Raw genomic sequence first — 19,599 nt, 5'->3', positions numbered from 1 at the left:
AACCGGCAGCGGCTGGGCCACACCTTCGGACACCGGCCTCTCGGCCGAGATCCGCCGCACCGCCTTCGGCATTCCGCACATCCGCGCCAACGACTACGCCAGCCTCGGCTTCGGCATGGCCTATGCCTACGCGCAGGACAACGTCTGCCTGCTGGCCGATCAGGTCGTCACCGTCAACGGTGAGCGCTCGAAGACGTTCGGGCCGGAAGGCACCGTCACCGTGTCGTTCAAGCCGGTGCCGAATACACAGTCCGATGCGTTCTTCAAGGGCGCCTTTGATGAGGCCGGCCTGCGCGCGGGCTACGCGCAGATGTCGCCCGAAGCACGGGAACTGCTGCGCGGCTACATCGCCGGCTACAACCGCTATCTGAAGGACACGCCTGCCGCAAACCGCCCCGCTGCCTGCCGCAACGCGGCCTGGGTGCGCCCGCTTACGCTGGCTGACATGATGCTGATGGGCGAAGAGAAGGCCATCCAGGCCAGTGCTGGCGCCATGCTGCAGAGCATTGTTGCGGCACAGCCGCCGGGTGGTACGCCTGTCTCCGGCGTAGCGATCCCACCGCATGCCATCGACACCGCTGCGCTTGACCGCGATCTGCAATTGCGCGACATGCCCATCGGCTCCAACGGCTGGGCCTTCGGCAAGGCCGCCACGGACAACGGCCGCGGCGTGCTGCTCGGCAACCCGCACTTTCCGTGGACGACCACCAACCGCTTCTATCAGGTCCACCTGACCGTGCCCGGCAAGCTGGACGTGATGGGCGCATCGATTGCCGCCTTCCCCGTCGTCAGCATCGGCTTCAACAAGGACGTGGCGTGGACGCACACGGTATCCACCGGCCGCCGCTTCACGGTGTTCGAACTGAAGCTCGCCGAGGGCGACCCGACCACCTACCTGATCGACGGCACGCCGCACAAGATGACCACGCGCACCGTGGCTTTTGACGTGAAGCTGCCGGACGGCCGCATCGAGCACCGCACGCACACGTTCTACGACACGGTGTACGGCCCCGTGCTGTCGATGCCTGCGGGTGGCATGCCGTGGACCACGCAGAAGGCCTATACGCTGCGTGATGCGAACCGCAACAACACGCGCTCCATCGACACGTGGCTGCACATCGCGCAAGCGAAGGACGTGGCGGGCATTCGCCAGGCGATCGGCAACCTCGGTATCCCCTGGGTCAACACGATTGCCACCGACCGCAACGGCCGCGCCATGTTTGCCGATGTGTCGACCACGCCGGATGTGTCCGCCGAATCGCTCAAACGCTGCGCCCCGTCGCCCCTGGCCGACAAGCTGTTCCACGGCGTGGGGCTGGTGCTGCTTGATGGCTCGCGCAGCACGTGCAACTGGCAGGTCGATCCGGCATCCCCGGTGCCGGGGCTGGTGGCACCAGCACGCATGCCGGTACTGGAGCGCGACGACTACGTTGCCAACAGCAACGACAGCTCGTGGCTGAGCAATCCGGCGCAGAAGATGACCGGCTACTCCCCGGTCATGGGCTCGATCGACGTGCCGCAGCGCCTGCGCACCCGCATCGGCCTGATCGAGATCGGCCGCCGGCTGGAAGGCAGCGACGGCCTGCCCGGCAACCGCGTCAACCTGCCGAACCTGCAGGCGATGATCTTCCGCGATGCCAACCTGGCCGGCCACCTCGTGCGTGATGATCTGCTGGCCGCATGCAAGGCCACGCCCAATCTCGACGCGGATGCACGCGACGGCTGCGCCGCCCTTGCGCAATGGAACCTCACGGACAACGTCGACGCCCGCGCTGCCCACCTGTTCCGCGAATTCTGGATGCGCGCCAAGGACATCCCGCACGTCTACGCCGTCGACTTCAATCCGGCCGACCCCGTCCACACGCCACGCAGCCTGCGCATGAGTGACGCGACGGTACGCACGGCGGTGTTCAAGGCGCTCAAGGATGCCGTGGGCGCAGTGCGTACCGCCGGCTTTGCGCTGGACGCGCCGTTGGGCACCGTGCAGGTGGCACATGCACCGGGCGGCGACATCGCCCTGCATGGCGGTGAGGAATACGAGGGCGTGCTCAACAAGCTGTCGAGCCTGCCGATCGGGCCGAAGGGCCTGCAGGTGTTCTTCGGCACCAGCTACATCCAGACCGTCACATTCGACGATCATGGGCCGGTGGCAGACGCCATCCTGACCTATGGCGAATCGAGCGATCCGGACTCGCCGCATGCGTTTGACCAGATGCGTGCGTTCTCGGCCAAGCGCTGGAACCGGCTGCCGTTCTCGGAAGCCGCCATCGCAGGAGACCCGGCATTGAAGGTGACCAAGCTGTCGCAGTAACGCATAGCGTGCGTCGTCCCCGTGCAACGCGGGGACGCGTCTTTTTGCCGCGCATCAGGACGATTCCGCCTGCCTGAACCACTCTTGCCAGTTGTTCACAGAAGGCGCCGTGCATTTCCGGTATCACCCGAGCTGGCTCGCGTTCATCGCGGGCCATTTCTTTTGGTGCATTCGGCGCACAACCGCCCCACTTGGAGATACATCCAGCCATGGCCACTCGCATAGAACACGACCTGCTCGGCGACCGCGACATCCCCAACGACAAGTACTACGGCGTGCACACGCTGCGCGCGCTTGAAAACTTTCCGATTACCGGCACGCCCATCTCGGTCTATCCGCAATTGGTCAATGCGCTGGCAGCCGTAAAAGCCGCCGCCGCGCTGACCAACCACGAGCTGGGCCTGCTGGACAAAACCCGCGCCGATGCCATCGTCACCGCGTGCAAGCAGGTACAGGCGGGCGTCGCGCACGCGCACTTTGTCGTCGACGTCATCCAGGGTGGTGCGGGCACGTCCACCAACATGAACGCCAACGAGGTCATCGCCAACCTCGCGCTCGAGCAGCTCGGCCACGCGCGCGGCGCTTATGAGCACTTGCACCCGAACGAGCACGTGAACATGAGCCAGAGCACCAACGACGTCTATCCGACAGCGTTGCACATCGCCACGCACGTGCTGGTGCTCGAACTGGTGGAAGCCATGAACGTGTTGCGCGCATCGTTCGAGCACAAGGCCAACGAATTCCGCAACGTGCTGAAGATGGGCCGCACGCAACTGCAAGACGCCGTGCCGATGACGCTGGGCCAGGAATTTGGCAGCTATGCGGTCAGCCTGGCCGAAGATCAGGCGCGGCTGCTGGAAGCGCTATCGACCATCCGGGAGATCAATCTGGGCGCCACCGCTATCGGCACCGGCATCAACACGCACCCGAATTACGCAGAAGCCGCGCGCAAGCATCTGTCGCAGATCACCGGCATCCCGCTGATCACCGCGCAGGACCTGGTGGCGGCCACCCCGGACGTCGGCGCGTTCATGCATATCTCCGGCGTGCTCAAGCGCATGGCGGCCAAGCTATCGAAGACGTGCAACGACCTGCGCCTGCTCTCCAGCGGCCCACGCGCCGGCATGGGCGAAATCAACCTGCCAGCCATGCAGGCCGGTTCTAGCATCATGCCGGGCAAGGTGAATCCGGTGATTCCGGAAGTGGTCAACCAGATCGCGTATGAGGTCATTGGCAACGACGTCACCATTACCTTCGCCGCCGAGGCCGGGCAGCTTCAGCTCAATGCGTTCGAGCCGGTCATTGCGCACAGCCTGTTCAAGAGCCTCGTGCACTTGCGCAACGGCTGCCTGACGCTGGCCGACAAGTGCGTCAACGGCATTACCGCCAACGTCGACCACCTGCGCGATAACGTGGAGCGCTCCATCGGCATCGTCACCGCGCTGAACCCGCACATCGGCTACACCAACGCCACCGCCATCGCGCAAGAAGCGCTGGCGAGCGGCGCCAGCGTGTATCAGCTCGTGCTGGACAAACGGCTGCTCAGCCAGGAAGCGCTGGATGAGATTCTGCAACCTGAAATGCTGACGCAGCCGCGCGCGGTGGCGGCGAGTTGATCTTCGCGGCAAGATGCGGGCGCCTGTGCGCGCACGCGGTTTCGCCCGCGTGCTCTACGGCGCTTCCAGGCGCCGCCCCGCCAACCTCCATCACCGCACCTCCGACCTCCGCGCGCGCACCTTTGAGGTGAAGGCCCGGACCTCGCCACCTCCGCCGTTGCTGCTTTTTTGTTCAACGCCGGGCCTCTCCACCTCCGCACGCGCACCTTTGAGGTCCGACGTTGAACCTCGCACCTCCGGCGTCGGACCTCAAAGGTCCGCGCTTGCCCCTTTTTGGTGCAAAGCCGGACCTCTTTACCTCCGCCATCGCACCTTTGAGGTCCGCCACCCGAGGTTGGACGAGCGCGTCATCAGGCTTCGCTTGCAGCGGTAGCATTTCACGACTGCCCTGCCGAAAACAGCAGAATGCGGACACAAAAAAACGCCCCGGACATTCGGGGCGTTTTTTTGGGAGCGCGGCTCGGCTTAGTCGCGGAAGTTATTGAAATCCAGCGGTGTATCGTTCACCTCCTTGCGCAGCATGGCGATCACGCTTTGCAGGTCATCGCGCTTGGCGCCGGTCACGCGCACCGCATCGCCCTGGATGCTGGCCTGGACCTTGATCTTGCTGTCCTTGATCGTCTTGACGATCTTCTTGGCCAGGTCACCCGACACGCCCTTCTTGATCTTGACGACCTGCTTCATCTTGTCGCCGCCGATTTTCTGCTTGTCCTGGTAATCCAGGAAGCGCACGTCGACGTTGCGCTTGGCGAGCTTGTTCATCAGCACGTCGTTCACCTGGCCAATCTTGAAATCGTCATCGGCAAACAGCGTCAGTTCCTGCTCCTTGTGCTCGACGCGCGAGTCCGAGCCCTTGAAGTCGAATCGCGTCGAAATCTCTTTGTTGGCCTGTTCCACGGCGTTCTTCACTTCCACCATGTTGGCTTCGCATACCACGTCAAACGACGGCATTGTGTTCTCCTTGCAGACTTGAATTCGGGTTGCGGCGGCGCCCGGCAGCGGGTGCGGCCTGCGCCATGGCTTCTATAATCTCGGCTTTTCCAGCAGATCCTGCGCCATGGCGTTGCTCGACACGCATTATCCCCTAGGCCGGCACAACACGTTCCGTTTTGAGGCCACCGCCCGCTACGCCGCGCACGTGCGCACGCCGGAGGACATCCCTGCGGCACTGGCCGACCCGCGCGTACAGGGCCTGCCGGTGCTGGTCCTGGGCGGCGGCAGCAACATCGTGCTCACGCGCGACTTTGACGGTCTGGTGCTGCTGATGGAGATTCCGGGCATCAAGACGGGCCGGGAAACGATCGATGGCCGAGAGGTCCACACCGTCACGGCCGGCGGCGGCGAATCGTGGCACGGCCTGGTCGCGCACACCGTCGCCAATGGCTTGCCTGGGCTGGAAAATCTCGCGCTGATTCCCGGCACAGTCGGTGCCGCGCCAATTCAGAACATCGGCGCATACGGCGTCGAGATCAAAGACCGCTTCCACGCCCTGCGTGCCTACGACCGCCACGCCGGCGAGTTCGTCACGTTGAACGCCGCCGATTGCGCCTTCGGCTACCGCGACAGCCTTTTCAAACGCGCCGGCACCGATCGCTACATCATCACCGAGGTGACGTTCGCGTTGCCCGTTGACTGGCAACCCGACACGCACTACGCAGAGCTGGCGCGCGAGCTGGCGGCACAGAACATCGACACGCCCACGGCACAGAACATCTTTGACGCGGTGGTCACCATCCGCCGCCGCAAGCTGCCCGACCCGGCCGAGATCGGCAACGCGGGCAGTTTCTTCAAGAACCCCATCGTCGATGCCGCCACGCGTCATGCGCTGGCCGAGCGTTTCCCGAATCTGGTCGGCTATGTGCAGCCGGACGGCACCTACAAGCTGGCCGCCGGCTGGCTGATCGATCAATGCGGCTTCAAAGGCCGGCAGAGCGGTGCTGTTGGTGTGTACGAAAAGCAGGCGCTGGTGCTGGTGCACCGGGGCGGCGGCAGCGCCGTGCAATTGATGACGCTGGCACGCGAGATTCAGGACACGGTCTATGCGCGCTTTGGCGTGCGCATCGAACCGGAACCCATCGTCATCTAAATCTCTTCGCCACGCAGGTATTCCTTCTGGATGTCGACGGTCCCCTTCTTGCCGACATCGTCGAAATGCTTGCGCAGCCACGCCTTGCCCTCGTGCCGGCCACGCTCCTTGAGCATGGTCAGGAAGCTCCAGTCCGTCACCAGCTTGGTTGATGACGACAGGTCGCCAAGCGGCTTGTCTGCTCGGATGGCGTGCAGGTAGATGTATTTCAGGCGATCGCGGTATTCGGGCTTGAGCCAGTCCTCGGCAATCAGCTTCTGCACAAACGCGATGGCGCGCATCTCGCGCAGCAACGACGCATTGAAGGTGATCTCGTTCAGGCGCTCCATCACTTCGTGCGGCTGGTCGGGCACCTCTTTGCGCAGGATCGGGTTGACGTGCACGAGCAGGATGTCCTGCGTCTTGGTCTCGTAGAAGAACGGAAACAGTACCGGATTGCCCATGTAGCCGCCGTCCCAATAGTGGTGGCGGTGGATCTCGATGGCCGGGTACAAATACGGCAGGCAAGCGGAGGCCAGAACGACCTCGGCATCGATCTCCGGCGTGTTGAAGACGCGCACGTTGCCCGTATTGACGTCGGTGGCCGCCAGGAACAGCTTGGTGTCGGGGCAGGCGCGCAGGCGCTCGAAATCGACGTGGCTGGCGAGCAGGTCGCGCAGCGGGTTGTAGTGCGTGCCCTGCGAGGTGGCGCTGATCCAGCTGTCCCACATGCGCATCCAGTCGGCTACCGGCCAGCTATCGGGAAACAGCGGCTTGCCGGAAAGCAACGCCTTGGCGCTCTCGCCCACGGTGGAAAGCGGCGAACCGGCCGTCGACACCGCCAGCCAGAACGCATGCAGCTTTTCACGCGCCCGCTCAGGCCCGCCTTCGAGCAAGCCGTCGAGCATCACCACGGCGTTCATCGAACCGGCGCTCGTGCCGCTCATGCCCTCGAACGACAGTCGCCCGTCTTCGAGCAGCGCATCAAGCACGCCCCAGGTGAACGCCCCGTGCGCGCCACCGCCCTGCAGCGCGAGGTTGATGTGCTTGCCGTGCGGCTTCTGCATGATTCCCCCATTTTTTTGGAAGCGTTCGCCCCGTAGCGCGCTTCGAATCACCCAGGATACCGGTAGATCATGGCGTATATGCCCTAAAATGGCAGGTTCGACCCTAGACCACGTTTTTTTCGCGATCCCTTCCATGACCACCGAGACTTTTGACGGCGTCCGCCTGACCACCAAGGCCAACGTGTACTTTGACGGAAAGTGCGTCAGCCACAGCTTTACCCTGCCTGACGGCACCAAGAAGTCCGTGGGCGTGGTACTGCCGGCCACGCTGACCTTCGGCACGGCCGCCGCCGAGATCATGGAATGCGTGGGCGGCTCCTGCGAATACAAGCTCGAGGGCACCGACGAGTGGAAGACCTCCGGCGCCGGTGAAAGCTTCCACGTTCCCGCGAACTCCAAGTTCGACATTCGCGTGACCGAGGCCTACCACTACATCTGCCACTACGCCTGAACCCGCCCGGAAAGACTTTTTAGAGAAAGACCATGGAAACCATCCTGCAACACGTTCCCGTCGGCCAGAAGGTCGGCATCGCCTTCTCCGGCGGCCTCGACACCAGCGCGGCCCTGCGCTGGATGAAGAACAAGGGCGCGCTGCCCTATGCCTACACCGCCAATCTCGGCCAGCCCGACGAGGAAGACTACGATGCCATCCCGCGCAAGGCGATGGAGTACGGTGCAGAGAAGGCACGCCTGATCGACTGCCGCCCGCAACTGGCCAACGAAGGCATCGCCGCCATCCAGGCCGGCGCGTTCCACATCAGCACCGGCGGCATCACCTACTTCAACACCACGCCGCTGGGCCGCGCCGTCACGGGCACCATGCTGGTGGCCGCCATGAAGGAAGACGACGTCCACATCTGGGGCGACGGCTCGACCTTCAAGGGCAACGACATCGAGCGCTTCTACCGCTACGGCCTGCTGACCAACCCGGCCCTGAAGATCTACAAGCCGTGGCTGGACCAGACCTTCATCGACGAGCTGGGCGGCCGCGCCGAAATGTCGGCCTTCATGACGAAGGAAGGCTTCGGCTACAAGATGAGCGCCGAGAAGGCCTACTCGACCGACAGCAACATGCTGGGCGCCACCCACGAGGCGAAGGATCTGGAGTTCCTGAACGCCGGCATCCGCATCGTCAACCCGATCATGGGCGTGGCGTTCTGGAAGCCGGAAGTTGAGGTCAAGGCTGAGGAAGTGTCGGTCACCTTCGACGAAGGCCGCCCAGTTGCTGTGAATGGCAAGGAAATTGCCGACCCGGTCGAGATGTTCCTGGAGCTGAACCGCATCGGCGGCCGCCATGGCCTGGGCATGAGCGACCAGATCGAAAACCGCATCATCGAAGCCAAGAGCCGCGGCATCTACGAAGCCCCAGGCATGGCACTGCTGCACATCGCCTACGAGCGCCTGGTCACCGGCATCCATAACGAAGACACCATCGAGCAGTACCGCATCAACGGCCTGCGTCTGGGCCGCCTGCTGTACCAAGGCCGCTGGTTCGACCCGCAAGCCATCATGCTGCGCGAAACCGCCCAGCGTTGGGTGGCCCGTGCCGTCACCGGCACCGTGACGCTGGAGCTGCGCCGCGGCAACGACTACTCGATCCTGAATACCGAGTCGCCCAACCTGACGTACGCGCCCGAGCGCCTGTCGATGGAAAAGGTGGAAGACGCGCCGTTCAGCCCTGCAGACCGTATCGGCCAACTGACCATGCGCAACCTAGACCTGATGGACACGCGCGACAAGCTGGCCATCTACGCCAAGGCAGGCCTGCTGTCGCTGGGCACCAGCAACGCACTGCCCCAGCTCGACGGCGGCAAGAAGTAACTGCCTGCTGCCCAAAGCGAAAAGGCCGCTCCGACATCAATCGGAGCGGCCTTTTTATATGGCTTCTGAATTCGCTGCGGGGCTCAGTAGCGCCCGCAGAGCAGGTATTCCATCAGCGCCTTCTGCACGTGCAGTCGGTTTTCCGCTTCATCCCACACCACGCTCTGCTTGCCGTCGATCACGGCGGCTTCGACTTCCTCGCCGCGGTGCGCGGGCAGGCAGTGCATGAACAGCGCATCGGGCTGCGCGCGCTGCATCATCGCCTCGGTGACCATCCAGTCGCCAAAGGCCTTCTTGCGTGCTTCGTTCTCAGCTTCGTAGCCCATGCTGGTCCACACGTCGGTGGTCACTAGGTGGGCGCCCTCGCAAGCCTCAAGCGGGTTTTCGAACACGTGCACGAACGGACGCGCGGAATCGGCCACCATGGCCGGATCCAGCTGATAGCCCTTCGGTGCAGAGAAATGGAAGCGGAAGCCGAGAATCTCGGCCGCCTGAATCCACGTGTAGGCCATGTTGTTGGCATCCCCCACCCACGTGACGGTCTTGCCCTTGATCGGGCCGCGCTGTTCGATGAAGGTAAAGATATCGGCCAGCACCTGGCACGGGTGGTATTCGTTGGTCAGCCCGTTGATGACCGGCACGCGCGAATGGGCGGCAAAACGCTCGATGATCTCTTGCCCGAAGGTACGGATCATGATGATGTCGGTCATGCGGGAGATGACCTGCGCCGCGTCTTCGATCGGCTCACCGCGCCCCAGTTGGGAATCGCGCGTGTTGAGGAAGACTGCGTGGCCGCCGAGCTGGTGGATACCAGCCTCGAACGACAGGCGCGTTCGGGTGGAATTCTTCTCGAAGATCATGGCCAGCGTGCGGTCGTGCAGCGGGTGCCACGTCTCGTAGTTCTTGAACTTGGCCTTGAGGATCGCGGAGCGGTCCAGCAGGTACTCGTACTCTTCCAGCGAAAAGTCCTTGAACTGCAGGTAGTGCTTGATCGAGCTTGGTGGGTTCATAAAACAACGAAGGCGGCCCGCAGATGACGCACCGGAAAATTCCCGTGGCACGTCGCCCTAGCCGCCTTGTCTGGTGAAGATTCAATCCATCATACGGGATCGCCGCCAGTTTGGCGAGTTCCCGCCGGGCGGTTCGCGCTACCATAAAGGCGCGGGTGAAAGGCCGATGAAAGTCTTATATAAGATATAATACTGGCTGCCTCGGATGCCTCGATCGTCCGCAAACCGGCACGACAAGCCGGTTCGTCTGATTCATGAATCGGCAACCGAGCAAGCGCATCATCCGCACCACAAGTGCACCCCGTTCGAACGTTGCGGCACCCGTGCGGTCGAAGCCGTTTGCAAATCTCCACAAGCCCCACGCAGTCCATGGCAGCCTACCCTCGCCAATTCTTTATCCAGGGCGTCACCCGTGACGGAAAGACCTTCCGCCCGAGCGACTGGGCCGATCGGCTGTGCGGCGTGATGGCGCAGTTCCGCCCCGCCGGTGACACTGGGGACCCCCGCCTGACCTATTCCCCCTACGTGCGCCCCGTCATGTCGGGCGGCATCAAGAGCGTCTTCGTCGACGAGCGCCTGCGCGAAATCGAACCCAAGGCGCTCGACTTCGTGCTGAACTTCGCGCACGACAACAACCTGCAATTGGTCGAAGCCTGCATCCTGCCCGACGAGGGCACGCCAGCCTAACGCACAGCAAGCACCGCGGCGCGCCAGGCACTTTTCATGGCGCACCAAAGCAAAAAGCCTGTCCGAAGACAGGCTTTTTTACCGCCGAGTGCGACAGGTTATCTGACGCACGATGCCGGCCAGGCCGACATCAGCTGACGAACTTAGGCAGCCATTGCCTTGATGGCAGCGGACAGACGCGACTTGGCGCGTGCAGCCTTGTTCTTGTGGACGATCTTCTTGTCAGCGATGCTGTCGATCGTGCTTTGAGCGGTCTTGAATGCAGCAGCGGCTGCTGCCTTGTCGCCACCAGCCACGGCCTTGCGGACGGTCTTGATAGCGGTGCGCAGACGCGAGCGCAGTGCCGAGTTGTGGGCGTTCTGAACAACGGCTTGGCGTGCGCGCTTGCGTGCTTGTGCGGTGTTTGCCATGGAAAATATCCTGAAGAAAACTGTTGCAAGCGCCCCGGGAGACACGGAAGGCCGAAGCGCGCGAAAGCGTGAGAAACGGCAATTATACGCAGATTCCGATGCCAGATGCAAACCGTGTTGTGAAATCCCCCGAACGGTGTCTCATTGCGCCTCTTGCTGCACTTTTAGGCAGGTGGCGGGGCAGTCCCTATAATACGGCCGCATTTGCGCCAGTCCGTGACGCCAGCCGCGAACCCCGCATGGCGCCGCCGGTCTGACCGCCATCGCTCCGTTGTGGCTGACGGGGCTGCGCCCAACCTCGCACTCATCTTGAATCTCCTCAAAACCCTCGCCACGATCAGCGGCCTGACGATGCTCTCGCGCATCACCGGGCTCATCCGCGAAACGCTGATCGCCCGTGCCTTTGGTGCCTCGGTCTACACCGACGCCTTCAACGTCGCCTTCCGCATCCCCAACCTCCTGCGCAGACTCTCGGCCGAGGGGGCATTCTCGCAGGCCTTCGTACCGATCCTGGGTGAATTCAAGAACCGCCAGGGCGAACACGAAACGCGGGCGCTGGTCGATTCCGTGGCCACGGTGATGACGTGGTTCCTCGTGGTGATCTCCGCGCTGGGCGTGATCGGCGCGCCGTTGATCGTCACCGCCGTAGCGACAGGTTTCAAGGAACACGAGAGCCAGGCCTATATCTCAGCGATCTTCATGACGCGGGTGATGTTTCCGTACATCGGCCTGGTGTCGCTGGTGGCGCTGGCCTCGGGCATCCTGAATACGTGGCGGCAGTTTGCCGTGCCCGCCTTCACACCGGTGCTGTTAAACCTGTCGTTCATCGTGGCGGCGGTGTTTGTGGCGCCGTTTCTTGAGACGCCCATCTACGCGCAGGCCTATGCGGTGATGGTGGGCGGCATCCTGCAATTGGCGATTCAGGTTCCGTCGCTGCGCAAGGTGGGGATGCTGCCGCGCGTGTCGTTCAACGTGCGTGCGGCGTGGCATCACCCGGGCGTGCGGCGCGTGCTCAAGCAGATGCTGCCAGCCACGCTGTCGGTATCGGTGGCGCAGATCAGCCTCATCATCAATACGAACATCGCCTCGCGCCTGCCGGCAGGCAGCGTGTCTTGGCTGAACTACGCAGACCGGCTGATGGAGTTCCCGACCGCGCTGCTGGGCGTGGCGCTGGGGACGATCCTGCTGCCGAGCCTGTCCAAGGCCAGCGCGGAAGACCATCGCGAAGAGTATTCCTCCCTGCTCGACTGGGGCCTGCGACTGACGGTACTGCTGGCGCTGCCGTCGGCGGTGGGGCTGTTCGTCTTTGGGGCGCCGCTCACGGCCACGCTGTTCCACTACGGCAAATTCACGGGCATGGACGTCGAGATGACCCGGCAGGCACTGACGTCGTACGGCGTCGGGCTGGTCGGCCTGATCGTCATCAAGATCCTGGCGCCGGGCTTCTATGCGCGGCAGGACATCCGCACGCCAGTAAAGATCGCGCTGGTGGTGCTGGTGGTGACACAGCTCTCCAACTACTTCTTCGTGCCGGTGTTCGGCCATGCCGGGCTGGCGCTGTCCATCAGCTTTGGTGCAACCATCAATGCAGCGCTGCTGTTTTTCGGCCTGCGCCGCCGCGGTTACTACCACCCGCTGCCGGGCTGGGGGCTGTTCCTGGCGCAGGTGACGTCGGCCGTGCTGCTGCTGGTCGGCCTGCTGCTCTGGCTTGCACACAATTTTGATTGGGTGGGATTGGGCAGCAAGCCGCTCGTGCGCATCGCATTGCTGGGGGCAAGCCTGGTTCTGTGCGCAGTGGTGTATTTCGGTACACTGTGGCTCACCGGTTTGAGGTTCTCCACGTTCAGAAAGAAGGCGATCTGATGACCACCAAAGTCCTCGATTATTTTTCTGCCCTGGTCGCGGACGACGACAGCATTCCCCTTACCGAAACCGCCCTGTCCATCGCACAGGACGCGTATCCGGACTTGGACCTGCAGGCAGAGCTGGCCGCCATCGACGTGCTGGTCGCGCGGATCAAGAACCGCGTGGCCGACGGCACGCCGGCCATCCAGCGCCTGCGCCTGCTCAACCAGTTCTTCTACCGCGAGCTGGGCTTCGGGCCCAATGCCAACGATTACTACGACCCCGAGAACTCCTACCTGAACGCTGTGCTGCAAAGCCGACGAGGCATTCCGATCTCGCTTGCGGTCCTGCTCATGGAGATCGGCCAGCAGATCGGCCTGCCGCTCAAGGGCGTGTCCTTCCCCAATCACTTCCTGGTGCGCATGAGCATTCCTGCGGGCGAGGTCGTGCTCGATCCGCTGACGGGGCAAACGCTGTCGAAGGAAGAGTTGCAGGACATGCTCGACCCGTACCTGGAGAAGGAAGGCATCGAAGACCCGAACTCGGTGCCGCTGGGGGTGTTTCTGCAAGTGGCTACGCACCGCGAGATCATCGCGCGCCTGCTGCGCAACCTGAAGGCGATCTACTTACAGGAGTCGCGCTGGCAGCGGCTGCTGGCGGTGCAGCAGCGGCTGGTGATTCTTCTGCCCGATTCCATTGAAGAAGTGCGCGACCGGGGGCTGGCCTACGCCAATCTGGAATGCTTCCGCCCCGCGCTGGAAGACCTGGAAGCGTACGTGGACGCCCGGCCCGACGCGGCCGATACGGCCAAGCTCAAGGAGCGCATGCCAACGCTGCGCGCCATGAGCAAGAACTTGAATTGACGCTTACTTCTGCGCCACCGCGCCGCGGCGGCGCTTGAGCAGCTTCCACAGCCCGCCCAGTGCCAGCGGCACAATCGCCGCGCCCAGGCCGATCAGCACGATCGTGTTCAGATGCTCACGGATGATGGGCACGTTGCCGAACAGATCACCCGCCAACACCAGCAAGCCGACCCACAGCACGGCGCCGATCATGTTGAAGAGCTGGAATTTGGCAAACGTCATCTTCGACACACCGGCCACGAACGGCGCAAACGTACGCACCACCGGAATGAAGCGCGCCATCACCAGCGTCTTGCCGCCGTGGCGCTCGTAGAAGCCGTGCGTTTTCATCAGTGCTTCGTGATCAAGGAAGCGGATGTGACCGTCAAATACCTTGGGGCCGATCCACGAGCCGACGAAGTAGTTGACAGTGTTGCCCGTCGTGGCGGCAATCACCAGCAGCACGATCAGCAGCCAAGTATCCATTTGGCCGGTCGCGCACATGGCGCCGGCAATGAAGAGCAGCGTGTCGCCCGGCAGGAACGGCAGCACCACCAGACCGGTTTCGGCAAACACGATGGCGAACAGCAGCACGTACACCCACGCGCCGTACTGCTGAATGAGCAGGCCCAACGATTTGTCGACATGCAGAACGATGTCGAGCAATTGCATCACGATATCCAAACCATCCCCCTAAGCGAGCGGGGAATGATACCGGATGCGACTTAGATTTCCCCTAGCCCTCTGTGGGGACATCAGGGGCTTGCGTCCCTGCGCCGCACAGGGTGTGACATTTATAATGCGTCGATGACTTCCGCCTCCGACTCCACCACCCGCCGCCCCATCCGTCCGCTTCCCGACCAGTTGATCAGCCAGATCGCGGCCGGTGAGGTGGTCGAGCGGCCGGCCTCCGTGGTCAAGGAACTGCTGGAGAACGCACTGGACGCGGGCGCCACGCAGCTCCAGATCAAGCTGGAAGAAGGCGGCGTGCGGCGGATCGCCATCACCGACAACGGCGGCGGGATTCCCGCCGCGGAACTGCCCGTCGCGCTGATGCGGCATGCGACCAGCAAGATCGGCTCGCTGGAAGAGCTGGAATCGGTGGCGACGCTGGGGTTCCGTGGGGAGGCGCTGGCCTCGATTGCCTCGGTAGCGGAGTTGACGCTCACCTCGCGCACGGCCAATGACACGCACGCCACGCAAATCGTCGCGCAAACGGGGCGCGCGCAGCCGGCTTCGGGCGGCGTCGGCACCACGGTCGATGTGCAGCATCTGTACTTCAACACGCCGGCGCGCCGCAAATTCCTGAAGACCGAACAGACCGAGCTGGGTCACTGCATGGAAGTGATCCGCCGCACCGCGCTGGCGCGGCCCGATGTGGCCATCTCCGTGCATCACAACGGCAAGCCGCTGGAGCACTGGAACGCCACGCAGGCCGACAGTCGTACGGCGGCCGTGCTCGGTACCGAATTCGCGCGCGCGCGCCTGCCCTTCGAAGAGGAAGCGGGCGAGCTGCGCCTCTTCGGCTTTGCCGGCCTGCCGACCGCCTCGCGCGGCCGGGCGGACCACCAATTCTTCTACGTCAACGGCCGCTTTGTGCGCGACCGCCTGCTCACGCATGCCGTGCGCAGCGCCTACGAAGACGTGCTGCATGGCGACCGCTTCCCTGCCTACGTGCTGTGCCTGGAGCTGCCGCCCGAAGCGGTGGACGTGAACGTGCATCCGTCCAAGATCGAGGTGCGCTTCCGTGACAGCCGCGCCGTGCACCAGTTCGTATACCACGCAGTGCAGCGCGCGCTGTCTCGCCATGCTGGCGAGCAAGGCGACAGCTTGCGCACGGACATTGCGGATGCGCCAGGCGCTGCGGCCACACCTGCACCTGCCGACAACACCACGCGCTGGATTAACCAGATGGCTGCGCGGCAAACGTCGCTCGGCATCGCGCAGCCGCGTGCGGAATACCTGTCGATGATGCGCGGTGACAGCACGCCAATGCCATCGAGCCGCCCCGCGTGGATGGCCGACGTACCAAGCGCCAACACGCTGTTCGACGGCGGCACCGCAATCGTCGAGGCGCCCGTTACAGCACCGGCCATGCCGACCGCCGAAACGGAATCCGATGACGATGCCCACCCGCTCGGCTTCGCGGTCGCCCAGTTGCATGGCATCTACGTGCTGGCACAGAACACGCGCGGCATGGTGCTGGTCGACATGCACGCCGCGCACGAGCGCATCCTCTACGAACAACTGAAGACGGCACTGGAAGCCAAACGCGTCGAAGTGCAGCCGCTGCTGATTCCGGTCACGTTTGCCGCAAGCCCGGTGGAGATCGGCACCGCTGAGGAATTCCGCGACACGCTCACGCTGCTCGGCTTCGACATCTCCGCCGTGTCGCCGACGACGCTGGCCGTGCGCTCGGTGCCGACGCTGCTGCAGAAAGCCGACGCGCAAGCCCTCGCCCGCGACGTGCTGCGTGACCTGCAGGCCTATGGCGGTTCGCGCGTGCTGGCCGAGCGCCAGAACGAGTTGCTCGCCACACTCGCCTGCCATTCCGCCGTACGCGCCAACCGTCGCCTGAACTTGGACGAGATGAACGCGCTGCTGCGCCAGATGGAAGCCACCGAACGCGCCGACCAATGCAACCACGGCCGCCCGACGTGGATTCAATTGACCGTGGCCGACCTGGACCGCCTGTTCCTGCGCGGCCAGTGAGCGTGTGATGACCGTGTCTTCTGTCAACGCGCCCCGCGCTGTCTGCCTGCTTGGGCCCACCGCATCGGGAAAAACCGCCGCTGCGCTGAAGCTCGCCGAGCGCTGGCCCGTCGAGATCATCAGCATGGATTCCGCGCTGGTATATCGCGGCATGGACATCGGCACCGCCAAGCCCAGCCCCGAGGAGCAGGCCGTCGCGCCGCATCACCTGATCGACATCATCGATCCGCTGGACGCGTATTCGGCCGCACAGTTCGCCAACGATGCGAACGCGCTGATCGACGCCATCCGCGCGCGCGGCAAGCTGCCGCTCATCGTTGGCGGCACGATGCTGTATTACAAGGCGCTCACGCAGGGGCTCTCCGATCTGCCCGGTGCCGATCCGGCCATCCGCGCAGAGATCGATGCCGAAGCCGCACGCGAAGGCTGGCCGGCGCTGCATGCGAAGCTCGCATTGGTCGACCCCATCACCGCTGCGCGACTGCATACGACCGATGCGCAACGCATCCAGCGTGCGCTGGAGCTGTATCGGCTCACTGGCCAGCCGATGTCGGCGCTGCTCGCGCGCGAGGTCGGTGCAAATGCGTTCCAGCAGCACGATGCCGCTGCGCCGTATTTGACGATTGCGCTGGAGCCGTCGGATCGCCTCGTGCTGCATGCACGCATCGCCCAGCGCTTCGATGCCATGCTCGCCGGCGGCCTGCTCGACGAGGTGGAAGCGCTGCGCAAACGAGGCGACCTGTCGCCCACGCTCCCGTCCATCCGCTGCGTGGGCTATCGCCAGACATGGGCCTACCTGGATGGCGAGATCGACATGGCTGCCTTGCGTGAACAGGGCATCGCCGCCACACGCCAACTCTGCAAGCGCCAGATCACGTGGCTGCGCAGCACACCAGAGCGGCACGTGGTCGATTGCCTCGCCCCCGATTACGTCGACCAGGTCGCGCGCCTGGTCCAAACCTCATTGGAATCGCTATCACCACAATGACAACCGCTGATACCGCCACCACCTTCACGCTGCGCCCGGCCACGCTGGAGGACTGCGCCGCACTGGTCCGCCTGATCACCGCACTGGCCGAGTACGAGAAGCTCACGCACCTCGTGCAGACTACGCCCGAGGCGCTCGCGACGATGCTGTTCGGCCCACGCCCCTATTGCGAGGCGGTGCTGGCGGAAGTCGATGGTCAAGCCGTCGGTTTTGCGCTGTTCTTCCACAATTTCTCGACGTTCCTGTGCAAGCCCGGCCTGTATCTGGAAGACTTGTTCGTCGAGCCGCAACATCGTGGCCTGGGTATTGGCAAGGCACTCCTGATTCACCTCGCGCGCCTGGCGCAGGAACGCGACTGCGGCCGCTTTGAATGGAGCGTGCTCGACTGGAACGCGCCGTCCATCGCCTTCTACGAAGCCATGGGCGCTGACGTGCTGCCCGAGTGGCGCATCTGCCGCGCCACTGGCGACGCACTCGGCAAGATGGCCGCCATCCCCATGCCAGCAACGCTGGCAGCGTAAGGCCAGACGCTCCGGATTCGGCCCCGAATTTGACCGCAAGCCCCGGAGTGTCGCGTGCGCGCCGGGCGCCTACCCTTCGCTACATCAATCACCACGTTGATGGAGCGAACCATGAACACCCCCACCACGCTGCGCTACGCCATCGGCACGAGCGCGCTCAGCCAAGTGCTGGTGGCCGCCGCCAGTGGCCGTGGCATTTGCGCCTTGCTGCTCGGCGACCAGGCTGAAGCACTACGCGAGGAACTCGCCGCGGCGTTTCCTGATGCCGTACTGACGCGCGACGATGCCGCACTCGCCACACAATTGGCGCGGGCCATTGCATTGGCCGATGCGCCGTCCAGCAACTTTGACGGCGCCCTCGATATTGGCGGCACACCGTTCCAACGCCGGGTCTGGCAGGCACTGCGCGACATCCCTGCGGGCAGCACCACGACCTACACTGAAGTCGCCCAGCGCATCGGCCAGCCCAACGCGGTGCGCGCCGTTGCCAGTGCATGCGCGGCCAACGTGCTGGCCATCGCCATTCCGTGCCATCGCGTCGTGCGCACTGACGGCGGCCTGGCTGGCTATCGCTGGGGTGTCGCACGCAAGCGCGCATTGCTCGACATGGAGCACCACGCATGACCCGCACACACGTCGACACCATGGATTGGTACGCCGCAGAAGACGCGCTCAACGACGTCGGCAGCGCCGTACTGCCCGGCCTGCTGACGCACGACGAATGCGATGCGCTCACCGCCCTCTACCCGCGCGACACGCTCTATCGCTCACGCGTGGTCATGGCACGCCACGGCTTCGGCCGCGGCGAGTACAAGTACTTCGCCTATCCGCTGCCCGACCTCATCGCGCAATTGCGCACTACGCTGTATCCGCAACTCGCACCCATCGCCAATCGCTGGAACCAGGCCATGGGCATCGACGTGCGTTACCCCGCTGCGCATGCCGATTTCCTGCGCCGTTGCCACGAGGCCGGCCAGTTGCGCCCAACACCGCTGATCCTGCAATACGGCCCCGGCGACTACAACTGCCTGCACCAAGACCTCTACGGCGAACACGTCTTCCCGTTGCAGGTGGCAATCCTGTTATCCGAGCCTGGTGTCGATTTCACGGGCGGCGAATTCGTCATGACCGAGCAGCGCCCGCGCATGCAGTCGCGTCCTGAAGTCGTACCGCTGCGCAAAGGCGATGCCGTGATCTTTGCCGTGCACCACCGGCCCGTACAGGGCACGCGCGGCGTGTATCGCGTCAACATGCGCCACGGCGTGAGCCGCCTGCACACCGGGCAGCGGCATACTGTAGGCATCATCTTCCACGATGCTCTATGAGGCAGTACGCATGACAACCGGCGATCTCTTTGCCGACCAAGAACACGCTGACGACGCTCGCATTGTGCTCGGGCCAGCGTCGTTCGTACTGCGCGGCTTTGCCCTGGCTGACGCGCCGGCGTTGCTCTGCGCGGTGGAGGCCATCGTTGAGCGGGCAGCGTTTCGCCACATGGTCACGCCGGGCGGTTTGGAAATGTCAGTGGCGCTCACCAACAGCGGCTCGCTGGGCTGGACATCAGACCGCCGCGGCTATCGCTACACCACGCACGATCCGTTGACCAGCCAGCCATGGCCACCCTTGCCCGATGTGTTGGTGCGCCTCGCACACCGTGCTGCCGCTGAAGCGGGCTTCCCCAGCTTCACGCCTGACGCCTGTCTC

19 protein-coding genes are annotated in these 19,599 nt (G+C 63.9%); 14 read left to right on the top strand and 5 right to left on the bottom strand.

What is annotated here, in order from left to right:
• Positions 1 to 2,311 (top strand): acylase (locus tag JHD73_RS19610; protein WP_199031902.1); only part of this gene is annotated, 2,311 nt, incomplete at its 5' end.
• Positions 2,312 to 2,520: 209 nt separating this feature from the next.
• The gene (gene aspA / locus JHD73_RS19605) at positions 2,521 to 3,927 is read left to right on the top strand and encodes an aspartate ammonia-lyase (RefSeq protein ID WP_199031901.1); all 1,407 of its coding nucleotides are present in this window, start codon (positions 2,521 to 2,523) and stop codon (positions 3,925 to 3,927) included.
• Positions 3,928 to 4,392: 465 nt separating this feature from the next.
• Here aspA and JHD73_RS19600 read toward each other — a convergent pair whose 3' ends face one another.
• Positions 4,393 to 4,878: a YajQ family cyclic di-GMP-binding protein gene (locus JHD73_RS19600; RefSeq protein WP_199031900.1), complete on the bottom strand. Its 486-nt coding sequence runs from the start codon at positions 4,876 to 4,878 to the stop codon at positions 4,393 to 4,395.
• A 106-nt stretch (positions 4,879 to 4,984) separates the two neighbouring features.
• On the opposite strand from JHD73_RS19600, the gene murB reads away from it, so the two are divergent.
• Positions 4,985 to 6,013, top strand: coding sequence for a UDP-N-acetylmuramate dehydrogenase (gene murB, locus JHD73_RS19595; RefSeq protein WP_199031899.1), 1,029 nt, complete (start codon positions 4,985 to 4,987; stop codon positions 6,011 to 6,013).
• Here murB and JHD73_RS19590 read toward each other — a convergent pair.
• On the bottom strand, positions 6,010 to 7,059 hold the full coding sequence (locus tag JHD73_RS19590; RefSeq protein ID WP_199031898.1) for a patatin-like phospholipase family protein: 1,050 nt from the start codon (positions 7,057 to 7,059) through the stop codon (positions 6,010 to 6,012). The genes murB and JHD73_RS19590 overlap by 4 nt on opposite strands.
• A gap of 133 nt (positions 7,060 to 7,192) precedes the next feature.
• Between JHD73_RS19590 and JHD73_RS19585 the strand changes: the two genes are divergently transcribed.
• Positions 7,193 to 7,510: a pyrimidine/purine nucleoside phosphorylase gene (locus JHD73_RS19585; protein WP_199031897.1), complete on the top strand. Its 318-nt coding sequence runs from the start codon at positions 7,193 to 7,195 to the stop codon at positions 7,508 to 7,510.
• A gap of 32 nt (positions 7,511 to 7,542) precedes the next feature.
• Positions 7,543 to 8,880 (top strand): argininosuccinate synthase, encoded by a 1,338-nt coding sequence (gene argG, locus JHD73_RS19580; protein ID WP_199031896.1) that lies wholly within the window; start codon positions 7,543 to 7,545, stop codon positions 8,878 to 8,880.
• Between the two features lie 83 nt (positions 8,881 to 8,963).
• Here argG and argF read toward each other — a convergent pair whose 3' ends face one another.
• Complete coding sequence (argF, locus tag JHD73_RS19575) at positions 8,964 to 9,890, bottom strand: ornithine carbamoyltransferase (protein ID WP_199031895.1); 927 nt, start codon at positions 9,888 to 9,890, stop codon at positions 8,964 to 8,966.
• 369 nt (positions 9,891 to 10,259) lie between these two features.
• Between argF and JHD73_RS19570 the strand changes: the two genes are divergently transcribed.
• Entirely contained in the window at positions 10,260 to 10,577 is a 318-nt protein-coding gene (locus JHD73_RS19570; RefSeq protein WP_199031894.1) for a DUF3579 domain-containing protein, read from the top strand.
• Positions 10,578 to 10,720: 143 nt separating this feature from the next.
• Here the strand turns inward: JHD73_RS19570 and rpsT are convergent, their stop codons facing one another.
• Positions 10,721 to 10,987 carry a 30S ribosomal protein S20 gene (rpsT, locus tag JHD73_RS19565; protein WP_199031893.1) on the bottom strand — a complete coding sequence of 89 codons (267 nt, stop codon included), beginning with the start codon at positions 10,985 to 10,987 and terminating at the stop codon, positions 10,721 to 10,723.
• 309 nt (positions 10,988 to 11,296) lie between these two features.
• Between rpsT and murJ the strand changes: the two genes are divergently transcribed.
• Both murJ and JHD73_RS19555 read left to right on the top strand, forming a co-directional pair.
• On the top strand, positions 11,297 to 12,850 hold the full coding sequence (gene murJ / locus JHD73_RS19560) for a murein biosynthesis integral membrane protein MurJ (RefSeq protein WP_199031892.1): 1,554 nt from the start codon (positions 11,297 to 11,299) through the stop codon (positions 12,848 to 12,850).
• Entirely contained in the window at positions 12,850 to 13,695 is an 846-nt protein-coding gene (locus tag JHD73_RS19555; RefSeq protein ID WP_021195860.1) for a SirB1 family protein, read from the top strand. The genes murJ and JHD73_RS19555 overlap by 1 nt, the downstream gene beginning before the upstream one ends.
• 3 nt (positions 13,696 to 13,698) lie before the next feature.
• Here the strand turns inward: JHD73_RS19555 and JHD73_RS19550 are convergent, their stop codons facing one another.
• Positions 13,699 to 14,346, bottom strand: a complete 648-nt coding sequence (locus tag JHD73_RS19550; protein WP_233177063.1) for a VTT domain-containing protein — start codon at positions 14,344 to 14,346, stop codon at positions 13,699 to 13,701.
• A gap of 135 nt (positions 14,347 to 14,481) precedes the next feature.
• On the opposite strand from JHD73_RS19550, the gene mutL reads away from it, so the two are divergent.
• From mutL to JHD73_RS19520, 6 genes are all read left to right on the top strand, one after another.
• Positions 14,482 to 16,386, top strand: a complete 1,905-nt coding sequence (gene mutL / locus JHD73_RS19545) for a DNA mismatch repair endonuclease MutL (RefSeq protein ID WP_199031890.1) — start codon at positions 14,482 to 14,484, stop codon at positions 16,384 to 16,386.
• A 7-nt stretch (positions 16,387 to 16,393) separates the two neighbouring features.
• Positions 16,394 to 17,374: a tRNA (adenosine(37)-N6)-dimethylallyltransferase MiaA gene (miaA, locus tag JHD73_RS19540; protein WP_199031889.1), complete on the top strand. Its 981-nt coding sequence runs from the start codon at positions 16,394 to 16,396 to the stop codon at positions 17,372 to 17,374.
• Positions 17,371 to 17,895, top strand: a complete 525-nt coding sequence (locus JHD73_RS19535) for a GNAT family N-acetyltransferase (RefSeq protein ID WP_199031888.1) — start codon at positions 17,371 to 17,373, stop codon at positions 17,893 to 17,895. Before miaA ends, JHD73_RS19535 begins: the two co-directional genes overlap by 4 nt.
• Before the next feature lie 111 nt (positions 17,896 to 18,006).
• A complete protein-coding gene (locus JHD73_RS19530) occupies positions 18,007 to 18,519 on the top strand; it encodes a methylated-DNA--[protein]-cysteine S-methyltransferase (RefSeq protein ID WP_199031887.1) in 513 nt (170 codons plus the stop codon).
• Positions 18,516 to 19,220 (top strand): 2OG-Fe(II) oxygenase, encoded by a 705-nt coding sequence (locus JHD73_RS19525; protein ID WP_199031886.1) that lies wholly within the window; start codon positions 18,516 to 18,518, stop codon positions 19,218 to 19,220. Before JHD73_RS19530 ends, JHD73_RS19525 begins: the two co-directional genes overlap by 4 nt.
• Before the next feature lie 10 nt (positions 19,221 to 19,230).
• On the top strand, positions 19,231 to 19,599 hold a 369-nt coding region (locus tag JHD73_RS19520), incomplete at its 3' end, for an alpha-ketoglutarate-dependent dioxygenase AlkB (RefSeq protein WP_199031885.1).

This window comes from Ralstonia sp. ASV6, assembly GCF_016429285.1.
Classification (GTDB): domain Bacteria; phylum Pseudomonadota; class Gammaproteobacteria; order Burkholderiales; family Burkholderiaceae; genus Ralstonia; species Ralstonia flaminis.
The sequence above is the reverse complement of the archived record's forward strand: the minus strand, read 5'-3'. Positions and strand labels throughout refer to the sequence as shown.